This is a genomic window from Betaproteobacteria bacterium (assembly GCA_016720065.1).
GTDB lineage: Bacteria > Pseudomonadota > Gammaproteobacteria > Burkholderiales > Rhodocyclaceae > SSSZ01.
Genome location: JADJXY010000002.1, coordinates 579,449 through 597,521, shown reverse-complemented (window position 1 = coordinate 597,521; position 18,073 = coordinate 579,449). Strand labels below are relative to the sequence as shown.

The 18,073-nt window shown below is 69.6% G+C and carries 13 protein-coding genes and 1 pseudogene; 10 read left to right on the top strand and 4 right to left on the bottom strand.

Features of this window, described 5'->3' with window-relative positions; all coding sequences use genetic code 11:
* The first annotated feature begins 45 nt into the window (after positions 1–45).
* The 4 genes from IPM73_06000 to mltB are packed head-to-tail and all read left to right on the top strand — an operon-like array spanning position 46 to position 4,910.
* Positions 46–972, top strand: coding sequence for an AAA family ATPase (locus tag IPM73_06000; GenBank protein MBK8917605.1), 927 nt, complete (start codon positions 46–48; stop codon positions 970–972).
* A complete protein-coding gene (locus IPM73_05995) occupies positions 969–1,925 on the top strand; it encodes a DUF58 domain-containing protein (protein MBK8917604.1) in 957 nt (318 codons plus the stop codon). Before IPM73_06000 ends, IPM73_05995 begins: the two co-directional genes overlap by 4 nt.
* Positions 1,922–3,853: a DUF3488 domain-containing transglutaminase family protein gene (locus tag IPM73_05990; GenBank protein ID MBK8917603.1), complete on the top strand. Its 1,932-nt coding sequence runs from the start codon at positions 1,922–1,924 to the stop codon at positions 3,851–3,853. Before IPM73_05995 ends, IPM73_05990 begins: the two co-directional genes overlap by 4 nt.
* A 22-nt stretch (positions 3,854–3,875) precedes the next feature.
* Positions 3,876–4,910 (top strand): lytic murein transglycosylase B, encoded by a 1,035-nt coding sequence (gene mltB, locus IPM73_05985; GenBank protein ID MBK8917602.1) that lies wholly within the window; start codon positions 3,876–3,878, stop codon positions 4,908–4,910.
* Positions 4,911–5,452: 542 nt separating this feature from the next.
* Here the strand turns inward: mltB and IPM73_05980 are convergent.
* The 4 genes and pseudogenes from IPM73_05980 to cas6e all read right to left on the bottom strand — a co-directional run bounded on the left by IPM73_05980 (position 5,453) and on the right by cas6e (position 7,090).
* Positions 5,453–5,701 (bottom strand): annotated as a pseudogene (locus tag IPM73_05980) (subtype I-E CRISPR-associated endonuclease Cas1).
* A gap of 4 nt (positions 5,702–5,705) precedes the next feature.
* Positions 5,706–6,203: a DUF3368 domain-containing protein gene (locus IPM73_05975; GenBank protein MBK8917601.1), complete on the bottom strand. Its 498-nt coding sequence runs from the start codon at positions 6,201–6,203 to the stop codon at positions 5,706–5,708.
* The gene (locus IPM73_05970) at positions 6,187–6,510 is read right to left on the bottom strand and encodes a type II toxin-antitoxin system prevent-host-death family antitoxin (protein ID MBK8917600.1); all 324 of its coding nucleotides are present in this window, start codon (positions 6,508–6,510) and stop codon (positions 6,187–6,189) included. The genes IPM73_05975 and IPM73_05970 overlap by 17 nt, the downstream gene beginning before the upstream one ends.
* Positions 6,511–6,556: 46 nt before the next feature.
* Entirely contained in the window at positions 6,557–7,090 is a 534-nt protein-coding gene (cas6e, locus tag IPM73_05965) for a type I-E CRISPR-associated protein Cas6/Cse3/CasE (protein ID MBK8917599.1), read from the bottom strand.
* A gap of 272 nt (positions 7,091–7,362) precedes the next feature.
* Between cas6e and IPM73_05960 the strand changes: the two genes are divergently transcribed.
* The 6 genes from IPM73_05960 (at position 7,363) to IPM73_05935 (ending at position 17,999) form a co-directional block, all read left to right on the top strand.
* Positions 7,363–7,671 (top strand): nucleotidyltransferase domain-containing protein, encoded by a 309-nt coding sequence (locus tag IPM73_05960; protein ID MBK8917598.1) that lies wholly within the window; start codon positions 7,363–7,365, stop codon positions 7,669–7,671.
* Complete coding sequence (locus tag IPM73_05955) at positions 7,661–8,041, top strand: DUF86 domain-containing protein (protein MBK8917597.1); 381 nt, start codon at positions 7,661–7,663, stop codon at positions 8,039–8,041. Before IPM73_05960 ends, IPM73_05955 begins: the two co-directional genes overlap by 11 nt.
* A 171-nt stretch (positions 8,042–8,212) precedes the next feature.
* Positions 8,213–11,035: an excinuclease ABC subunit UvrA gene (gene uvrA, locus IPM73_05950; protein MBK8917596.1), complete on the top strand. Its 2,823-nt coding sequence runs from the start codon at positions 8,213–8,215 to the stop codon at positions 11,033–11,035.
* Between the two features lie 65 nt (positions 11,036–11,100).
* A complete protein-coding gene (locus IPM73_05945; protein MBK8917595.1) occupies positions 11,101–13,770 on the top strand; it encodes a PD-(D/E)XK nuclease family protein in 2,670 nt (889 codons plus the stop codon).
* 34 nt (positions 13,771–13,804) lie between these two features.
* Positions 13,805–14,578, top strand: a complete 774-nt coding sequence (locus IPM73_05940; protein ID MBK8917594.1) for a hypothetical protein — start codon at positions 13,805–13,807, stop codon at positions 14,576–14,578.
* Positions 14,571–17,999 (top strand): UvrD-helicase domain-containing protein, encoded by a 3,429-nt coding sequence (locus tag IPM73_05935; GenBank protein MBK8917593.1) that lies wholly within the window; start codon positions 14,571–14,573, stop codon positions 17,997–17,999. The genes IPM73_05940 and IPM73_05935 overlap by 8 nt, the downstream gene beginning before the upstream one ends.
* Positions 18,000–18,073 lie beyond the last annotated feature (74 nt).

Genomic DNA, 18,073 nt, shown 5'->3' with positions numbered 1-18,073 from the left:
CCGGGCTAGAATGTCCGCCTCCCCTCCTCTCCCCGGCCCCCGCCCATGCTCGCCACCGCCGCTTCGCCCCTCGCTCCGGTCCTGGCCGCCGCTTCCGGCATCGTCCTCGGCAAGGCCGCGGAAATCCGCCTCGCCCTGGCCTGCCTGCTGGCCCGGGGGCACCTGTTGATCGAGGACATTCCCGGGGTGGGCAAGACCACGCTGGCCCACGCCCTCGCCCGCCTTCTCGGCCTGGATTTTTCCCGCGTGCAATTCACCAGCGACCTCCTGCCGGCGGACATCACCGGCGTCTCCATTTTTGACCGCGAGAGCGGCGCCTTCCGCTTCCTGCCCGGGCCGGTCTTCGCCCAGGTGGTGCTGGCGGACGAGATCAACCGCGCCACCCCCAAGACCCAGAGCGCCCTGCTGGAAGCCATGGAAGAACGCCAGGTCACGGCCGAAGGCGAAACCCGTCCCCTGCCGGCGCCGTTCTTCGTCATCGCCACCCAGAATCCCGCCCATCAGATCGGCACCTTCCCCCTGCCGGAATCCCAGCTCGACCGCTTTCTCATGCGCCTCGAACTCGGCTACCCCGATCGCGAAGCGGAAAAGTCCCTCCTGGCCGTCGGCGGCCGGCGGGAATCGGCGGATCGCCTCACCCCCCTGGTGAGCCCCGCCCAATTGCTGGCCTACCAGGACGAAGCGGCGGCCGTGCATGCCTCCCCGGCGCTGATCGACTACCTCCAGGCCCTGGTCGAGGCCACCCGGCGCGACCCGGCCTGGCGCCACGGCCTGAGCCCCCGGGCGGGCCTCGCGCTGCTCGCCGCGGCCCGCGCCTGGGCCTGGCTGGACGGCCGCCGCCTGGTGCTGCCCGACGACGTGCAGGCGGTCCTGGCGGCCGTGGCCTGCCACCGCCTGCGCTCCGCCCAGGGCAGCGGTCAGGCGCGCAGCGAGGACATGGCCGCCCTCATCCGGACGGTGCCCATCCCGTGAGCCTCCTGCCGGCCTCCCTGGCCGACCGGCTGTTCCGCTGGCGCCAGAGCGACGGCACCGGCACCGTCGTCCTGGGCCAGCGCCGCATCTTCATCCTGCCCTCCCGGGCCGGCTTGCTCTTCGCCGCCGCCCTGGCGGTGATGCTCCTGGGGGCGATCAACTACGGCCTGGCCCTGGGGCACGCCCTGGTCTTCCTCCTGGCCGGCCTGGGGCTCACCGGAATGGTGCATGGCTTTCGCAACCTGGTGGGCCTGGCCGTCACCCCGGGCCGGGCGGAGCCGGTCTTTGCCGGAGAAACGGCGCACTTTCCCCTCCACCTGGCCAACGCCCGGGCCCAGCCGCGTCTGGCGCTCCAGCTTGCGGCGGGGGAGGGGCCGCCGGTGCATTGCGACGTCCCCGCCGCGGGCCAGACCCGGATCGCCCTGGCCCTGCCGGCCCTGCGGCGCGGCCTGCTGGAACTGCCCCGGGTGCGGCTGGAGACCCGCTACCCCCTGGGGCTCTTCGTCGCCTGGTGCTACCCCCGCCCGGCCATGAGCTGCCTGGTGTATCCGCAGCCCCTCGCCACCCCCCTGCCCGATCCCGCCGCCGCGGCACATTCCGGCGAGCGGCGCGGCCGCGAGGGCCAGGAGGATTTCGCCGGTTTCCGCCCCCGCCAGCCGGCCGATTCCCTGCGCCACGTGGCCTGGAAAGCCGCTGCCCGGGGCGCCCCGCAGGTGCCGCTGCCGGTCAAGCTGTTTCAGGGCGGCACGGGCAGCGAACTCCTGCTCGATTGGGACAGCCTGGCCGAAGCCGGCGACGCGGAACGCCGCCTTTCCATCCTGGCCGGCTGGGTGCTGGCCGCCGAGGAAGCCGGCATCGCCTACGGCCTCGCACTCCCCGGCGTCCATATCCCCCCCGCCCTGGGCGAAGCGCAGCGCCGCCGCTGCCTGGAAGCCCTGGCCCGCCACCCGTGAAGCGCCCCGCCGTCCCCCTGGAACGGGCCTGCCAGCCCTGGCTGTTCGCCACCGCCCTGGCCGCCACCCTGCCCCACGCCGAGCACCTGCCCCCCTGGCTGCTGCTGGCCGCAGCCGGCGGGCTCGCCGCCGCGGTCGCGCTGTGGCGGCGGGGCACCCCGCCGCCGGCCCGCTGGGTGCTCTTCCTGGCCGTGGCCGCGGGCTGCGGGGGAATCCTTTTCGAATTCCGCACCCTCTTCGGCCGCGACGCCGGGGTCGCCATGCTGGTGCTCTTCATGGCCCTGAAGCTCCTGGAACTCAAGCACCGGCGCGATGCCCACGTGGTCGTCTTCCTGGCCTACTTTCTGCTGCTGACCCACTATTTTTACTCCCAGAGCATCGCCACCGGCCTGTGGCTCCTGGCCGCCCAGGTGGTCGCCACGGCAACCCTGGTCCGGCTGCACGGCGGCCCCGCCAGCACGCCCCGGGCGAGTCTGGCCTACGCCGGCCTGCTCACCCTCCAGGCGGCCCCCTTCATGCTCGTCCTGTACCTGCTCTTCCCCCGCGTCGCCGGCCCCTTGTGGGGGCTGCCCCAGGACGCCAGCAACGCCCGCAGCGGCCTGCCGGAGCAGGTTTCTCCGGGCAGCATCGCCAATCTGGTGCTGTCGGGCGAAATCGCCTTCCGGGTGCGTTTCGACAGTACCCCGCCGGAGCGGGACGGCCTGTACTGGCGCGGCCCGGTTTTCGAGCGCTTCGACGGGCAGGCCTGGCAGCGCCAGCCGGAGCCCGGAGAAGCGCCCCGCATCGAGGCCCGCGGCCCCCGCATCGCCTACGAAACCACCCTGGAAGCCCACCAGCAGGCCTGGCTCCTGGCTCTGGACGCCCCCCTCGCCCTGCCGGCGGATGCCCGGCTTTCCCCTGCCCTGGCCGCCATCTCCCGCACCCTGGTGCGCCAGCGCCTGCGCCTGCGCTTCGAATCCACCCTCGACTACCGCTTCAACCGCGAAGAGAGCCCCGCCGCCCTGGAGCGCAACCTCAGGCTGCCCCCCGGCGGCAACCCCCGCGCCCGCGCCCTGGCGGCGGAATGGCGTGCCTCCGGCGAGGCCGGCGACGCCCTGGTGGCCCGAGCCCTGGCGCTGTTTTCCGAGGGCGGCTTCGTCTACACCCTGCAACCGCCCCTCCTGGGGCAGAACGGCGTAGACGACTTCCTCTTCGCCACGCGGCGCGGCTTCTGCGAGCACTACGCCTCGGGCTTCGTCTTCCTCATGCGGGCCGCCGGCGTGCCCGCCCGGGTGGTGGGCGGCTACCAGGGGGGCGAGCCCAACCCGGTGGACGGCTACTGGGTGGTGCGCCAATCCGACGCCCACGCCTGGGCCGAAGTCTGGCTGCCCGACAAGGGCTGGACCCGCATCGACCCCACTGCCGCCGTGGCCCCGGCCCGGGTCGAAGCCGGCGTTGCCGCCGCCGTCCCGGCCGGCGATCCCCTGCCGGGGCTGGCCCGGCTCGATGCCGCCTGGCTGCGGGATTTGCGCTACCGCTGGGAGGCCCTCAACAACACCTGGAACCAGTATGTCCTCGGCTACAATCCCGACCGCCAAAAAGACTTCCTGGCCTGGCTGGGCCTGCCGGATGCCGACTGGCGGGGTCTGGTGGCCCTGCTGGCCGCCGCCTGCGGCCTGGGCGTCCTCATCCTGGTGGCCTGGGCCCTGGCCGCCCGCCCGCCGACCGACCCCGCGCTGCGTCTCTGGCGCCGCGCCCTGCGCCGGCTGGAACGCCGCCGGGTCAGCCCCCTGCCGGGCGAAACCCCGCTGGCCCTGGCCCACCGCCTGGCCCGCGAGCGCCCTGAACTGGCCTGGCCGGTCCTGCGGCTGGCCGAGGCCTATTGCACGGCCCGCTACGGCCCCCGGCCCGACCTGACCGAACTGCGCGCAGCCCTGGCTGCGCTGTAACCCAAACAACAAGGAAAATCCTGTGAAACGAATTCTCGCCGCCGCCCTGCTCGTCGCGGCCGCCCTGCCTACCCCTCCCGCCCTCGCCGCCCGCCCCGCGCCCAAGCCCAGCTTCGCCGACCAGCCCGAAGCCGTCGCCTTCGCCCGCGACTTCGCCCAGCGCCAGGGTTTCGAGACCGAAGCCCTGCTCGGCCTCTTTGCCCGCATCCACTCCAACCCCAAGGTGCTGCAACTGATCCGCCCCCCCAGTTCTCCCCTGCAACGCTCCTGGGAACGCTACCGCCCCCGCTTCCTCAACGAACGGCGCATCGAAGGCGGCGCGCGCTTCTGGGCCGAGCACCGCGAAACCCTGGCCCGCGCCACGGCCCTCTACGGCGTGCCGGAGGAGATCATCGTCGCCATCATCGGCGTGGAAACCGAATACGGTCGCAACACCGGCGGCTTCGGCGTCCTGGAAGCCCTGGCCACCCTGGCCTTCGACTACCCCCCGCGGGCCGAATTCTTCCGCACCGAACTGGAGCAGTTCCTCCTCCTCACCCGGGAAAACGGCCTCGACCCCCTGGCCGTCAAAGGCTCCTTCGCCGGCGCCATCGGCATCCCCCAGTTCATGCCCGGCAGCCAGCGCCGCTACGCGGTGGATTTCGACGGCGACGCGCGCATCGACCTGGGCGGCAGCACCGTCGACGCCATCGGCAGCGTCGCCCGCTTCCTGGAGCGCCACGGCTGGCAGGCCGGCCAGCCCGTCGCCGTCCCGGCCCTGACCGCCGCACCACCGGACCCCGCCTTCCTGGAAGCCGGCATCCGCCCCAGCCTCAGCGTCGCCACCCTGGCCGAAAAAGGCATCACCAGCGAAGCCCCCCCGGAGGCCACGGTCACCCTGGTGGACCTCGTCTCCCCCGGCCGGGAAACCGAATACTGGCTGGGCTTCGAGAATTTCTACGTCATCACCCGCTACAACCGCTCCAGCTTCTACGCCATGGCGGTGTTTCAACTGGCGGAAGCGATCAAGGGGCGGGCGGCTGAAGGCGCTGGCGGCAAGGTGGAGGGGTTGCGGTAGGCGGCAAGCCCGCCGCCATTCAACGCCACGTAGCCATCACCGGGCCCATGAGCATCGTTTAGTCGGTAGCCGGATATTAGCGACGCTGTCTCCCGACGTCATACTTCAGCCCAATACGCGGAGTAGACAACATGACCCAAGGCTATCAGCAGATACTGGACGCAGCGCTCAAGCTGCCCCCCGAGCAGCGCCTCGATCTGGCGGAACTCCTGAGCCTCAGCCTCAGCGTTCCCGAAGAGGACGCAGCTGAAATGGCCAAGCGCGCGCAAAAGCGCGCCGACGCGCTCAAGACCGCGAACGCAGGCGATCCACAGGCCTGAGGATTCATTCCAGGAAAGCCCCCGGACTTCCGGGGTCTCGCGTTCCCTTACGCCCAAAATGAGAAGGCCCTGCAGAACGATGAGTTCGGGATGCCTGTACTCCGAGCCGAGCCGTTCAGGATGCGCAATCGCATTCGTCCTGACCTCTCCTCGCAATCGAGGGAGAAACGCCTGGAGCAGTAACTCCTCCCCACGGGCGTGGGGAACACCCATGAAATGGACCCCCACCCACACCAGCAGCGTGCCAACCCGTGCCGCCAACGCGGCGGCCCGATGGGAAACCCGGGTTCCGGGCTCCAGCATGATGCAGGCAACACCGCCGACAGGGATGTGGGTGAGCACCGGCCGCACCCGCTCCCCAAGACAATCCACCACCACGAAGGCGCCATCCACCACGTCGATCTCGCCCTTCTCTACGAAGATGACCGACATGCGCTCCTTGATGGGAATGGGTTTGAGCGGCGGCAGGATGGTGTCAGTTGGCGGCCTCGCCCGCTGCATGTAACGCCGCCTGTACCGCGCTGGGGCCAAGATAATGACCGCCTACCTGCAACTGGCCGATCAGGGTCGCTACCTGCTCGATCAGGCCTCGCCGCTTGGCCAGCACCAGCAGACCCAAAGTGCCGATCACCTTCAGACCCAAGGCACGCGCATAGACCACCGCTGCGCGATCATCGAGCAGCAAGCCGGCATCGATTTCCAAGGCGCGGGCAACGGCGCTCGCTTCTCCTGGATCAAGGCGCCCGCTCGGCTTTTCAAACTGATCGTCACAGGGCTTGAGCCATCCATCGCGTACCGCCTGCTCGATGCGCTGCGCATCGATAAAGCCCGGGCGCGCCGCACACTCGGCTAGCACCGTGGCGGTCACCTGGACTTCCGCGAACAGGGCGGGCAGCAGGTGCAAGGCACCCAGCCGCCCCAGCGCGATCAACGGCCCGGCATCGGCGACGACGATCCTAACTGAAGTCACCAAGCTCGCGCTCCAGATCTTCGTCGGTGGTGCGAATCACGGCGATGCCGTGCCGGCCCAGCATGTCGATCATTTCGCTGACTGAAAGACCCGCCAGCTTGGCCGCGCGGCCCAGGGAAATACGCTCTTCGTCGAACAGCTTGATTGCCAGTGCCATCCCGACGCCTTCGCGGAGCAGGGTTTCGTCAAAGGGCACGGCGACAAAGACGGGCGTGCCGTGCTTGGTGATGACCGACAACTCGCCGTTCTCGGCGCCCCGGATCAGTTCGCCGGTATGTTCACGTAGATCGCGGACGGTGAAGGTGTGCATGGTGGGACTCCCAGCCTTGGTTTGTGCTATCAAACGATAGCACAATTCACCCCGGAACACCGTCCGCTCGCCGCACCAGCAACAGGCCGCAGCCGAAGGCTTTGGCGTGACCGATACCGTCGAAAAGGGCGCCGGCAAAGGTATCAGGGGCGACTACCGTAAGCGTGCCGGAAAAATCCACAGTACTGAAACGTAGCGCCTCTTTTTTGCCACGGTGCTGCTGATATGCCTCGATCGAAAGGCTGTTCTGGTCTGCCTCAAACCCAAGCCGCTTTCCGCGCTCCTCCAACCATTTGCCGCAGGTTTCATGAGCTATTTCATACATCCCTGGCCTCTCTTCGTCCTGCCACTCATCCCATCGGGCAAGGCCACGCGCCTGAAGCAGGCGCTTCTTCTCCTGCATCACGACGTCGTGGCGCTTTGACTTGCCATCGCGGGTAACAGTCACCACGGGATTGGCTGTCAATCCAAAGCAGAAATGTCCGCTTTTCTGCCAAGCACAGATGTCCGGTTGAGGGGAAAACGGCTGGTGCCATGGATGGTGTCGGCGCAGGCTTGGCCGGGGCTTGACAGCTGCCACGCATCGTAAGCCGCCTGCTCTTCGGCCTTGGTCATCAGCTTGGAGATCTTGGTCATGGACGTTTCATCAAGGCGCGGCAGGGCTTTCTCCTTGGGGGGCGATGGCGAGAGTCTGCCGGCCGGGAGTCTCACGGGGTGAGACTGAAAATGACTTTTTACCGGATCGTGCGCCCCGCTCCTCCTGGCGCCCCGAGTCGTGAAACAAGGCACCGAGACAGACCAGCCATAAGGAGTTAGCATTCCTTCTCATCGCCCCAAACGACCCGCATCGCCATGCACCCAGCCGTCGCCAGCAAGGAAGCACAGATCGTCGAACTCTGCCGTGCGCACCATGTGCTCTGGCTGGATTTATTCGGCTCGGCGACCGGAGATGGCTTTGATCCGAAATCCAGCGATGCTGATTTCCTGGTGGAATTTGACGACAGCCCGGAGGCGAACAGCTTTGCGGACTATTTCGATCTCAAGTACGGCCTGGAGTCGCTTCTGGGCCGCCCGGTCGATCTCGTGATGCCATCCGCGGTGCGCAACCCGGTTCTGCTCGCCGCCATTGCCCGTCAGCGCATCCCGCTCTATGGCGCGTGATCCACGGCTCTATCTGGTGGACATCGGACAAGCGGCAAAGCTGGTGGAGGAATTCGTTCATGGCAAGACGCTTGACGAGTTCCGCACCGATGCCATGCTCCGCTCCGCCGTGGAGCGGCAATTCGAAATCATCGGCGAAGCCATCAACCAGCTCTCCCGAGTCGCTCCGGAGCTGGCGGCACGAATTCCCGACGCGCGCCGCATCGTCGACTTCCGCAATGTGCTGGCGCATGGCTACGCCACCGTTGACGGCCGTGTTGTCTGGCACGCGACCCAGACCAGCCTGCCCCAACTTCAAGCGACCGTTGCTGACATGCTCCGTCCAGCCGCCGTTGACATCAAGGCGCTCATGAACGAAGGAAGGGACTGATCCGCAGAGTCGGCGGCGGGGCGGGCAGGTGCTTCGAAAATCAAGCCCCATCCCCACGCCAACCTCAGGACAAGCGGGAACTGCCCCAAGCGCTTGCCCAGGTTTTCCGCTCTCTTTTAGGCGCCGCACCGCGTATAGTTACCGGTTTCCCCGCCGTCCCCCCGCCCCACCATGGAAGAAATCCGCATCCGCGGTGCCCGCACCCACAATCTCAAGAACATCAACCTCGATCTGCCGCGGGACAAGCTCATCGTCATCACCGGGCTCTCCGGTTCCGGCAAGTCCTCGCTGGCCTTTGACACGCTCTACGCCGAGGGGCAGCGGCGCTATGTGGAATCGCTTTCCGCCTACGCCCGCCAGTTTTTGCAGTTGATGGAAAAGCCGGACGTGGACCTCATCGAGGGTCTGTCGCCGGCCATTTCCATCGAGCAGAAGGCCACCAGCCACAACCCGCGCTCCACCGTGGGCACCGTCACCGAAATCCACGATTACCTGCGCCTCCTTTTCGCCCGGGCCGGCACGCCCTATTGTCCGGAGCACGGCCAGGCCCTGGAGGCGCAGACGGTTTCGCAGATGGTCGATCACGTGCTGGCCCTGCCGGAAGAAACCCGGCTGATGATCCTGGCCCCCGTGGTGGCTAACCGCAAGGGCGAGCAGCTGGACCTCTTTGCCGAACTGCGCGCCCAGGGCTTCGCCCGGGTGCGGGTGGATGGCGCGGTGTACGAACTCGACGCCGTGCCCAAGCTCAACAAGATGCAGAAGCACGACGTGGACGTGGTGGTGGACCGCCTGAAAGTGCGCGAGGACATGCGCCAGCGCCTGGCCGAATCCTTCGAGACCGCCCTGCGCCACGCCGATGGCCGGGCCATCGCCCTGGAAATGGAGAGCGAGAAGGAACACCTGTTCTCCGCCAAATTCGCCTGCCCGGTGTGTTCCTATGCCTTGCAGGAGCTGGAGCCACGCCTCTTCTCCTTCAACAACCCCATGGGCGCCTGCCCCAAGTGCGACGGCCTGGGGGTGATCCAGTTCTTCGACCCCAAGCGGGTCGTCGCCCATCCGGAACTCTCGCTGGCCGCCGGCGCCATCCGCGGCTGGGACAAGCGCAACCAGTTCTACTTCCAGATGCTGGGCTCCCTGGCGACACACTACGGCTTCGACATCGATACCCCCTTCGAGCAGTTGCCGGAAGCGGTGCAGCAGGTGGTGCTCTACGGCTCCGGCCGCCAGGTGCTGCCCTTCCAGTATTTGAACGAGCGCGGCCGGCTGGTGATGCGGGAGCACAGCTTCGAGGGCATCGTGCATAACCTGGAGCGGCGCTACAAGGAGACCGATTCCGTGGCCGTGCGCGAGGAACTGGCCAAGTTCATCAGCAATACGGCCTGCCCCCAGTGCGCCGGCACGCGCCTCAGGACCGAGGCCCGCCACGTGCGGGTGGGGGAGAAGACCCTGCACGAGATCAGCCGCCTGCCCCTGGGCGAGGCGCGCAACTACTTCAACCTGCTGCAAATGACCGGCCACAAGGCCCAGGTGGCGGAAAAGATATTGAAGGAGATCACCTCGCGGCTCTCCTTCCTCATCAACGTGGGGCTGGATTACCTGTGCCTGGAGCGTTCCGCCGAGACCCTTTCCGGCGGCGAGGCCCAGCGCATCCGCCTGGCTTCGCAGATCGGCTCCGGCCTCACCGGCGTCATGTACGTGCTGGACGAGCCCTCCATCGGCCTGCACCAGCGGGATAACTCCCGCTTGCTGCAAACCCTGCAGCAGTTGCGCGACATCGGCAACACCGTGATCGTCGTGGAACACGACGAGGAAGCCATCCGCCTGGCCGACTACGTGGTCGATATCGGCCCTGGGGCCGGGGTCCACGGCGGCGCCATCGTCGCCGAGGGGGAGCCGGACGAAGTGGCCAACAACCCGCAATCCCTCACCGGCGCCTACCTCTCGGGCAAGAAGAAAATCGCCGTGCCGGAAAAACGCCGCGCGCCCGACCCCAAGAAGCAGCTCAAGGTGGTCGGCGCCAGGGGCAACAATTTGAAGGACGTGAAGCTGGAACTCCCGGTGGGGCTCTTTACCTGCATCACGGGCGTTTCCGGCTCGGGCAAGTCGACCCTCATCAACGACACCCTCTACGCCGCGGCGGCCAGGCACCTTTACGGCGCCACGGCGGAACCCGCCGCCCACGAGGAGATCGAGGGCCTGGACCTGTTCGACAAAGTCATCAACGTGGATCAGTCCCCCATCGGCCGCACGCCCCGCTCCAACCCGGCCACCTACACCGGGCTCCTCACCCCCATCCGCGACCTCTTTTCCGGCGTGCCGGAAGCCCGCGCCCGGGGCTACGGGCCGGGGCGCTTCAGTTTCAATGTGAAGGGCGGGCGCTGCGAGGCCTGCCAGGGCGACGGCATGATCAAGGTGGAGATGCACTTCCTGCCCGACATCTACGTCCCCTGCGACGTCTGCCACGGCAAGCGCTACAACCGGGAAACCCTGGAGATTCAGTACAAGGGCAGGAACATCCACGAAATCCTGGAAATGACCGTCGAGCAGGCGCGGGAATTCTTCGACGCGGTGCCGGTGGTGGCGAGGAAGCTGCAAACCCTGGTGGACGTGGGCTTGAGCTACATCACCCTGGGCCAGAGCGCGACGACGCTCTCCGGAGGCGAGGCCCAGCGGGTCAAGCTGGGGCTGGAGCTCTCCAAGCGCGACACCGGCCGCACCCTCTACATCCTGGACGAACCCACCACCGGGCTCCATTTCGCCGACATCGAACTGCTGCTCACGGTGCTGCACCGCCTCGCCGACCACGGCAATACCGTGGTGGTCATCGAGCACAACCTGGACGTGATCAAGACCGCCGACTGGCTGGTGGACCTGGGCCCCGAAGGCGGCGACGGCGGCGGGCGCATCCTGGTGGCCGGCACGCCGGAGACGGTGGCGCGGGAACAGGCCAGTCATACCGGGCGCTTCCTGCAAGCACTGCTGGCCCGGGACTGAGAGGCTGTGCATTAATCTACAGCGCACCCCGATCGCCACGATTTCTTCACAAGCTCTGAGCCGCCATGCCCCTGACCCTCTGCGCCACCGCCCGTCTGGCCGAGGCCCTGCGCAGCAGGGTTCCGGCCGGGGCGGGCGCGGTCTGGGAGACGCCCGCCGCCTTCACCGTGGGGGCCTGGCTGACCCGTCTGCTGGAAGACGCCGCCCTGGACGGCAGTGGGCCGACGCTGCGCTTGCTCGACGGGGCGTGCGAACGCCTGCTCTGGGAACAGGTGATCGCCGACGCCCTGCCCGACGACGCACTGCCCCTTTTTGACCTCGCCGGCCTCGCCGCCACGGCCCAGGAAGCCCATGCGCTTTGCCTCCTCTGGGATCTGGACCTGCCCCCCGCCACCCTGGCCGAGGAAGGCCGGCTCTTCGTCGCCTGGCGGCGGGAATTCCGCAAGCGCTGCGCGGCCGGCGGCTGGACCGAGGCGGCGCGCCTGCCGCCCATCGCCCGGGGCCTCGTGGCCGCCGGGTCGGTTCCCCTGCCCCCGGCCATCGATTTCGCCGGCTTCGACCGCTACACCCCGGAAGAGCTGCGCCTGCGCCAGACCCTGATTGATCGCGGCGTCCGGGTGGGCGACAGCCCCGCCGCCGCAGCGCCTGCCACGACCCGGCGCAGCCTGGCCTGCGACGACGCCCAGGCCGAAGCCCAGGCCATCGCCGCCTGGGCACGGGACAGGCTCGCCGCCGACCCGGGTGCCCGCTTGGGCATCGTCGTCCCCGATCTGGCGGAACGTCGGGACGCCCTCTGCTTCGCCCTGGACGATGCCCTGCACCCGCAAAGCCTTTCCCCCGGGGCGCCCGACAGCCCCCGGGCCTACAACGTCTCCCTCGGTCATCCCCTGGCCGCCCAAGCCCTGGTGGCGGCGGCCCTGGACCTTCTGGCCCTGGGGGTCACGCCCCGGCACGAACAGGCCGTCTTTTCCGCCCTGCTCCTGTCGCCCTTCTGGTCCGCCGGTCAGGGCGAGGCCGACGCCCGGGCGCGCATCGACCGGGCGCAGCGGGACGAACTGGAATTCTTCACCGACCTGCCGGCGCTGCAGCGCCTGGTGAAGCGCCTCTATGCCCGCGAAAAGGTCGCTGCGCCGCGGCTGGCCGCCCATCTGGAATCCTTTGCCGCCACGCTGGCCAAGGGCGGCCCCCGCCGCCGGCCGCCTTCCGCCTGGGGCACCGCCTTCCTCGGCTGGCTGGAGGCCCTGGGCTGGCCCGGCGACCGCCCCCTGTCCAGCCCCGAGTTTCAAGTGCGACAGAGCTTCCTCGCCACCCTGGAGGGCCTGGCCCGCTACGACGATCTCCTGCCCGCCGTGAGCGCCGGCGAAGCCCTGCGGCGCCTTGCCGCCCTGTGCCGCGAGCAGGTTTTTCAACCGGAGACGCGCGGCAGCCCATCCATCGGAGTCCTGGGCATTCTGGAAAGCACGGGGCTCGCCTTCGACGCCCTGTGGGTCGCGGGCATGAACGACGATCTGTGGCCCCCCAACCCCCGCCCCAACCCCCTGCTGCCGGCGGAAATCCAGCGCCACGCTGGAAGCCCCCACGCCAGCGCCGAGGTGGAACTGGCTTTCGCCACCGCCGTGCACCGCCGGCTCGTCACCGCGGCGCCCGACATCACCTTCTCCTGGCGGCGCCAGGATGGCGCCCGTCTGCTGCGCCCCAGCCCCCTGCTCGCGGGGATCCCCGCGGACGCGACCGAAGCCCCCCGCGCCGCGCCGCCCTGGCCCCATCCGGCTCGTCTGGAAACCCTGGCCGATGCCCGGGCGCCGGCCGTGGCCGCAGGGGAAAAAGTGCCCGGCGGCACCGGGCTGCTCAAGGCCCAGGCCATCTGCCCGGCCTGGGGTTTCTACCAATACCGCCTGGGCGCCCGGGCCCTGCGCCCCGCGGTGGAAGGCCTGGACGCCATGGAGCGGGGCACCCTGGTGCATGGCGCCCTGGAACACTTCTGGCGGGGTGTCGCCGACCGGGCGGGGCTCCTGGCCCTGGGCACCGACGCCCTGGCCGCCGCCGTCTCCAGCGCCGTCGCCGCGGCCCTGACGGATTTCGAGCATTCCAGCCATCGCGAGTTGCCGCCCCGCTTCCGGCAACTGGAAGCCGCACGTCTGCACAAGCTCCTGCACACCTGGCTGGCCGTGGAGGCCCGACGGGAAGACTTTGCCGTGCTGGCCTGCGAACAGGACATGCTGCTCGACATCGAAGGCATCCAGGTGCGCACGGTGATCGACCGCATCGACCGCCTGGCCGACGGCGGCCTGGTGGTGATCGACTACAAGACCGGCCACCGCATCGATACCCGCAACTGGGCCGAGGACCGCATCACCGAACCCCAATTGCCGCTCTACGCTGCCCTGGCGGTGCCCCGGACGGACGGCGAGCCCGTGGCGGCCGTCGCCTTCGCCCGGGTGACCCTGGACGAAGCGGGCTTCTCGGGGGTGGGCGAGCGCAAGGACTTGCTGCCCGGCATCACCGGCCTGGACGACCCCAAGCGCAAGTCCTTTCCCGTGGCGACCTTCCCGGACTGGCCGGCGGTGCTGCGCCACTGGCAGGAACGCCTGCGCGCCGTGGCCGCCGAAGTGGGGGCCGGGGAAGCCGCGGTCCGCTTCGACGACCCCAAGGCCCTTCTATATTGCGAAGTGCTGCCCCTGCTGCGTCTGGCCGAGCGCACGGCGGCGATTCCCGACGCCGAGGTGGACCGTTGACGACTCCCGCCGCCCCAATTCGACCGGATCATCCATGAACCGCTCCCTGCGCGCCCTTGCCCTGGGCTCCCTCTTCCTGGCCCTGGCTGCCCAGGCCGAAATTCCGGCGGAAATCCGCGTCTACGACGACGGCATCGGCGAAGCCGGGGAGTGGGGCTTTGAAATCCACAGCAGCCGGACCCTGCGCCGCAGCCGGGTACGGGAGGCCAACGGCGAACTGCCCACCGACCTCGGCCTGCGGGTGACTCCGGAAATTTCCTACGCCTTCGGGCCCCGCACCGAACTGAGCCTCCTTTTCCCCAGCGTCATCGACCGCCACGGCGACACCCATCTGGGCGGGCAGCAGTTGCAACTGAAGTGGATCTTCGCCCCCGCCCCGGAAAGCGGCGGGGTCTTCGCCGGGATCAATGGCGAGCTGGTCACCGCCACGGGGCGCTTCGACGCGCGGCGCAACAGCGTGGAAATCCGCCCCATCGTCGGCTACCGCAACGAGGACTGGCTGCTGATCGCCAATCTGCTGGCCAGCTACGGCCTGCCCCGCAAGGAGCACCGCGGCGGCTTCGATCTGAGCCCCGCCTTCAAGATCGCCCGCAGCGTCGCCCCCGGCATCCACCTGGGCATCGAAACCTACAGCGAGCTGGGCAAGTTGGCCCACCCCGCCCCCCGCCCGCAACAGGAGCACACCGCCTACCTCACCCTGGACATCGAGCGCGGCGGCTGGCAGATCAACCTCGGCATCGGCCGCGGCCTCAACACCGCCACCGACCCCTGGATACTGAAGACCATCGTCGAGTTTCCCATTGACTGAGCTTCTCGCCGCCGATAGCGCCGCCCGGCTCCGGGCTCTGGAGCCGGAATCCTTCATCGTCGAAGCACCGGCAGGGGCGGGCAAGACGGAGCTGCTGACCCAGCGGGTGCTGGGCCTGCTGGCCCGGGTGGATCATCCGGAAGAGGTGGTGGCGCTGACCTTCACCAACAAGGCGGCAGCCGAGATGCGCGACCGCATCCTGGGCAGCCTGGAGTTGGCCGCGGCCGGGGAGCGCCCCGGCGACGACGCGCCCCATCGGCAGCTCACCTACGCTCTGGGCCGTGCGGCCCTGGCGCGGGACGCGGCTCAGGGCTGGAATCTCCTGGCCCATCCCGGCCGTCTGGCGGTCACCACCCTGGATTCCCTCTGTGCCAGCCTGGCGCGGCAGATGCCCTATCTCTCCCGCTTCGGCGCCCAGCCCGGGGTCGCCGAAGACGCCACGCCCCATTACGAAGCCGCCGCCCGCCGTACCCTGGCCCTGGTGGAGGAGACCGGCCCCCCGGCCGATACGGTGGCCGCCGCCCTGGCTTTCATGGACAACGACGCGGGCCGCCTGGAACGCCTGCTGGTGGCGCTGCTGGCCCGGCGGGACCAGTGGCTGCGCCACACCGCCCGGGGCGCCGACGCCGGCTTGCGGGCGGAGGCCGAGGCAGGCCTCGCCGCCCTGGTGCGCCGCGATCTCGCCGCGGCCGCCGCCGCATTCGACGCGCCCTTGCAGGACTGCCTGCGGGCCGCCGCCCGCTTTGCCGGCGCCACCCTGGCCGCCGAGAACCCGGAGTCGCCCATCGCCCGACTGGAGAGCTGGGACAGCTCTCTGGACGACGACCCCGCCACCCTGCCCCTGTGGCAGGGTCTGGCCGATTTGCTGCTCACCGCCGAGGGCGAGCTGCGCAAGTCCCTGGACAAGCGCCAGGGACTGCCCGTCCCCGCCGGGCGGGAACACAAGGCGGCGCTGAAGACCCTCCTCGAAACCCTGCCGGCCGGCGCTGCCGCGGCGCTGGCTCCGGTGCGCGACTTGCCCCTGCCGGTCTATGCGGACGAGGAATGGGCCACGGTGGAGACCTTCTCGCAGCTCCTCAACCTGGCCACCGCCCAGCTGTGGCTGGCCTTCCAGGAGGCCGGCGAGGTGGATTTCGCCGAGGTCGCCCAGCGGGCCCTTGCCGCCCTGGGCGACGACGAGGCCCCCACCGACCTGGCCCTGGCCCTCGATTACCGCATCCGCCACCTGCTGGTGGATGAATTCCAGGACACCAGTCCCGCCCAGATACGCCTCGTCGCCAGCCTCATCCGCGGCTGGGAGTCCGGCCGGCCCGGGGGCGACGCGCGCAGCCTCTTTCTGGTGGGCGACCCCATGCAGTCCATCTACCGCTTCCGCAAGGCCGACGTGGGGCTTTTCCTCAAGGTGCGCGACGGGGGCATTGGCGACCTCCTGCCCAAGAAGCTGCGCCTCTATCGCAACAATCGCTCGCGGCCGAAGGTGGTGGAGTGGATCAACACCGCCTTCCCGGGGGTTTTCCCGGACCAGGACGAGCCCCTGCACGGCGCGGTGCGCTACGCCCCCTGTCTGGCCACGCGGCCGGATGAAGAGGATTCCGGCGTCTGCCTGCACCCGGTCCTGCTGGAGGCCGACGCGGAGGAAAACGGGAGCGAGCAGGAAGCCGACGTCCTCATCGACCTGATCCTCGCCGAGCGGCAGGCGCACCCCGGCGCAAGCGTCGCCATCCTGGTGCGCGCCCGCAGCCACCTGGCCCCCCTCCTCGCCCGCCTGCGCCTGCGCGCCCCGCAACTGCCCTTCCAGGCCGTGGATATGGCGCCCCTGGCCAGCCGGCAGGCCATCCAGGATGTGCTCTCCCTGGCCCGGGCGCTGCTCCATCGCGGCGACCGGGTGCATTGGCTGGCCATCCTGCGTGCCCCCTGGTGCGGCCTCAACCTGGCGGACCTGCATGCCCTGGCGGGGGACGACCATCGGTCCACCGTCTGGCAACTGGCCCAGGACGAGGAGCGGCTGCGGCGCCTTTCAACCGACGGCCAGGCCCGCCTGCGCCATGCCACCGCCGTCCTGGGCGAGGCCCTCGCCCAGCAGGGCCGCTGCCCGCCGCGCCGCTGGCTGGAGGGCACCTGGCGCGCCCTGGGCGGCGACCGCTGCCTGGCGGAAGACGAGCGTCCGGACGTGCAGGCCCTCTTCCAGCGCCTCGACACCCTGGCAAGCCGGGGCGATTGGACCGCCGACGCCCTGGAGACCGAAGCCGCCCGGCTCTTCGCCCCGCCGGACCCCTCCCCGGCCGCCCTGGCGCTGCCCATGATGACCCTGCACAAGGCCAAGGGTCTGGAGTTCGACACGGTGATCGTCCCCGGCCTGCACCGCGCCTCGGGCCGCGACGATCCGCCCCTCCTGCTGTGGGACGAAATCCCCACCGAGGGCACCCGGGAGCACCTCGTCGTCGCCCCCTTGCGCGCCCGGGGCAGCACGCGCACGCGCATCACCCCCTACGCTGCCCTCGCCCGCCTGGAAGCCGAACGGGCCCGCCACGAGAGCGAACGCCTTCTTTACGTGGCCGCCACCCGGGCCCGCCGCCGTCTGCATCTGGTCGGCGTCGCCACGGTCCGCGAGGGTGGGCTGCGCACGCCGGCCGCCGGGTCGTTCCTGCGCCTCCTGTGGGAGCACGGCGCCCAGGCGCGCTTCGCCGCGGCTCTGGCCGGCGCGGCAGCGTCGGCACCGGTGGCGCTCCCCATCGCCCCGGTCGAACCGGCCGCCGATCTCCGCCGCCTCTCCCTGGCCGACCTCCCCGCCCTGCCGCCCCGGCCGGCGGCGACGCCTGCCCGCTCCAGCGAAGGCGAAGGCGGCAGCGACGGCAGCGGCCCCGACGCCGCCGTCGGCTCCCTGGTGCATCGCGCCCTGGAACTCATTGCCCGGGAAGGCCCCGAGGCCTGGTCCGCGGCCCGCGTCGGCGAGCGCCACGCCAGCTTTTCCGCCTGGCTGCGCAGCAAGGGGCTGGCCCCGCGGGAAGCGGAAGCCGGCGCCGCCCGTAGCGTGGCCATCCTGCAAGGCGTCCTCGCCAGCCCCACCGGACGCTGGATTCTCTCGCCCCACCCGGACGCCCACGCCGAGTGGGGGCTTTCTTCCTCCTCCGGCGAGGGTCAGCACGCCCATGTGGTCGACCGCTGCTTCACGGCGGACGGCCAACGCTGGATCGTCGATTACAAGACCCTGCGCCTGACTTCCGCCGACCCCGCCGATCTCCTCGCCCGTGCCGCCACCCACCGCCCGCAACTCGAGCGCTACGCGGCGCTCTTCCCTTCCGCCGGACTCCCCCTGCGCCTGGCCGTGTATTTCGTCGAGCAGGATCACCTGATCGACCTCTCCGGGGCGGAAGAAAAAATTATCAAACTCCCTGCATCTGGAATTTCCCCCGCGCCGTAGACCTCAGCAACAGGCTGCCTGATCGCCAATCTCCTCCCCGAGAGGAAATCCGAGAGGTCACAGTCAGTTACGAA

What these genes read in the sequence shown, in the direction of transcription:
- uvrA (MBK8917596.1), top strand. Translation starts at nt 8,213, where the DNA reads ATGGAAGAAATCCGCATCCGCGGTGCCCGCACCCACAATCTCAAGAAC.
- IPM73_05945 (MBK8917595.1), top strand. Translation starts at nt 11,101, where the DNA reads ATGCCCCTGACCCTCTGCGCCACCGCCCGTCTGGCCGAGGCCCTGCGC.
- IPM73_05970 (MBK8917600.1), bottom strand. Translation starts at nt 6,510, where the DNA reads ATGCACACCTTCACCGTCCGCGATCTACGTGAACATACCGGCGAACTG.
- IPM73_05955 (MBK8917597.1), top strand. Translation starts at nt 7,661, where the DNA reads ATGGCGCGTGATCCACGGCTCTATCTGGTGGACATCGGACAAGCGGCA.
- IPM73_06000 (MBK8917605.1), top strand. Translation starts at nt 46, where the DNA reads ATGCTCGCCACCGCCGCTTCGCCCCTCGCTCCGGTCCTGGCCGCCGCT.
- IPM73_05960 (MBK8917598.1), top strand. Translation starts at nt 7,363, where the DNA reads ATGCACCCAGCCGTCGCCAGCAAGGAAGCACAGATCGTCGAACTCTGC.
- IPM73_05940 (MBK8917594.1), top strand. Translation starts at nt 13,805, where the DNA reads ATGAACCGCTCCCTGCGCGCCCTTGCCCTGGGCTCCCTCTTCCTGGCC.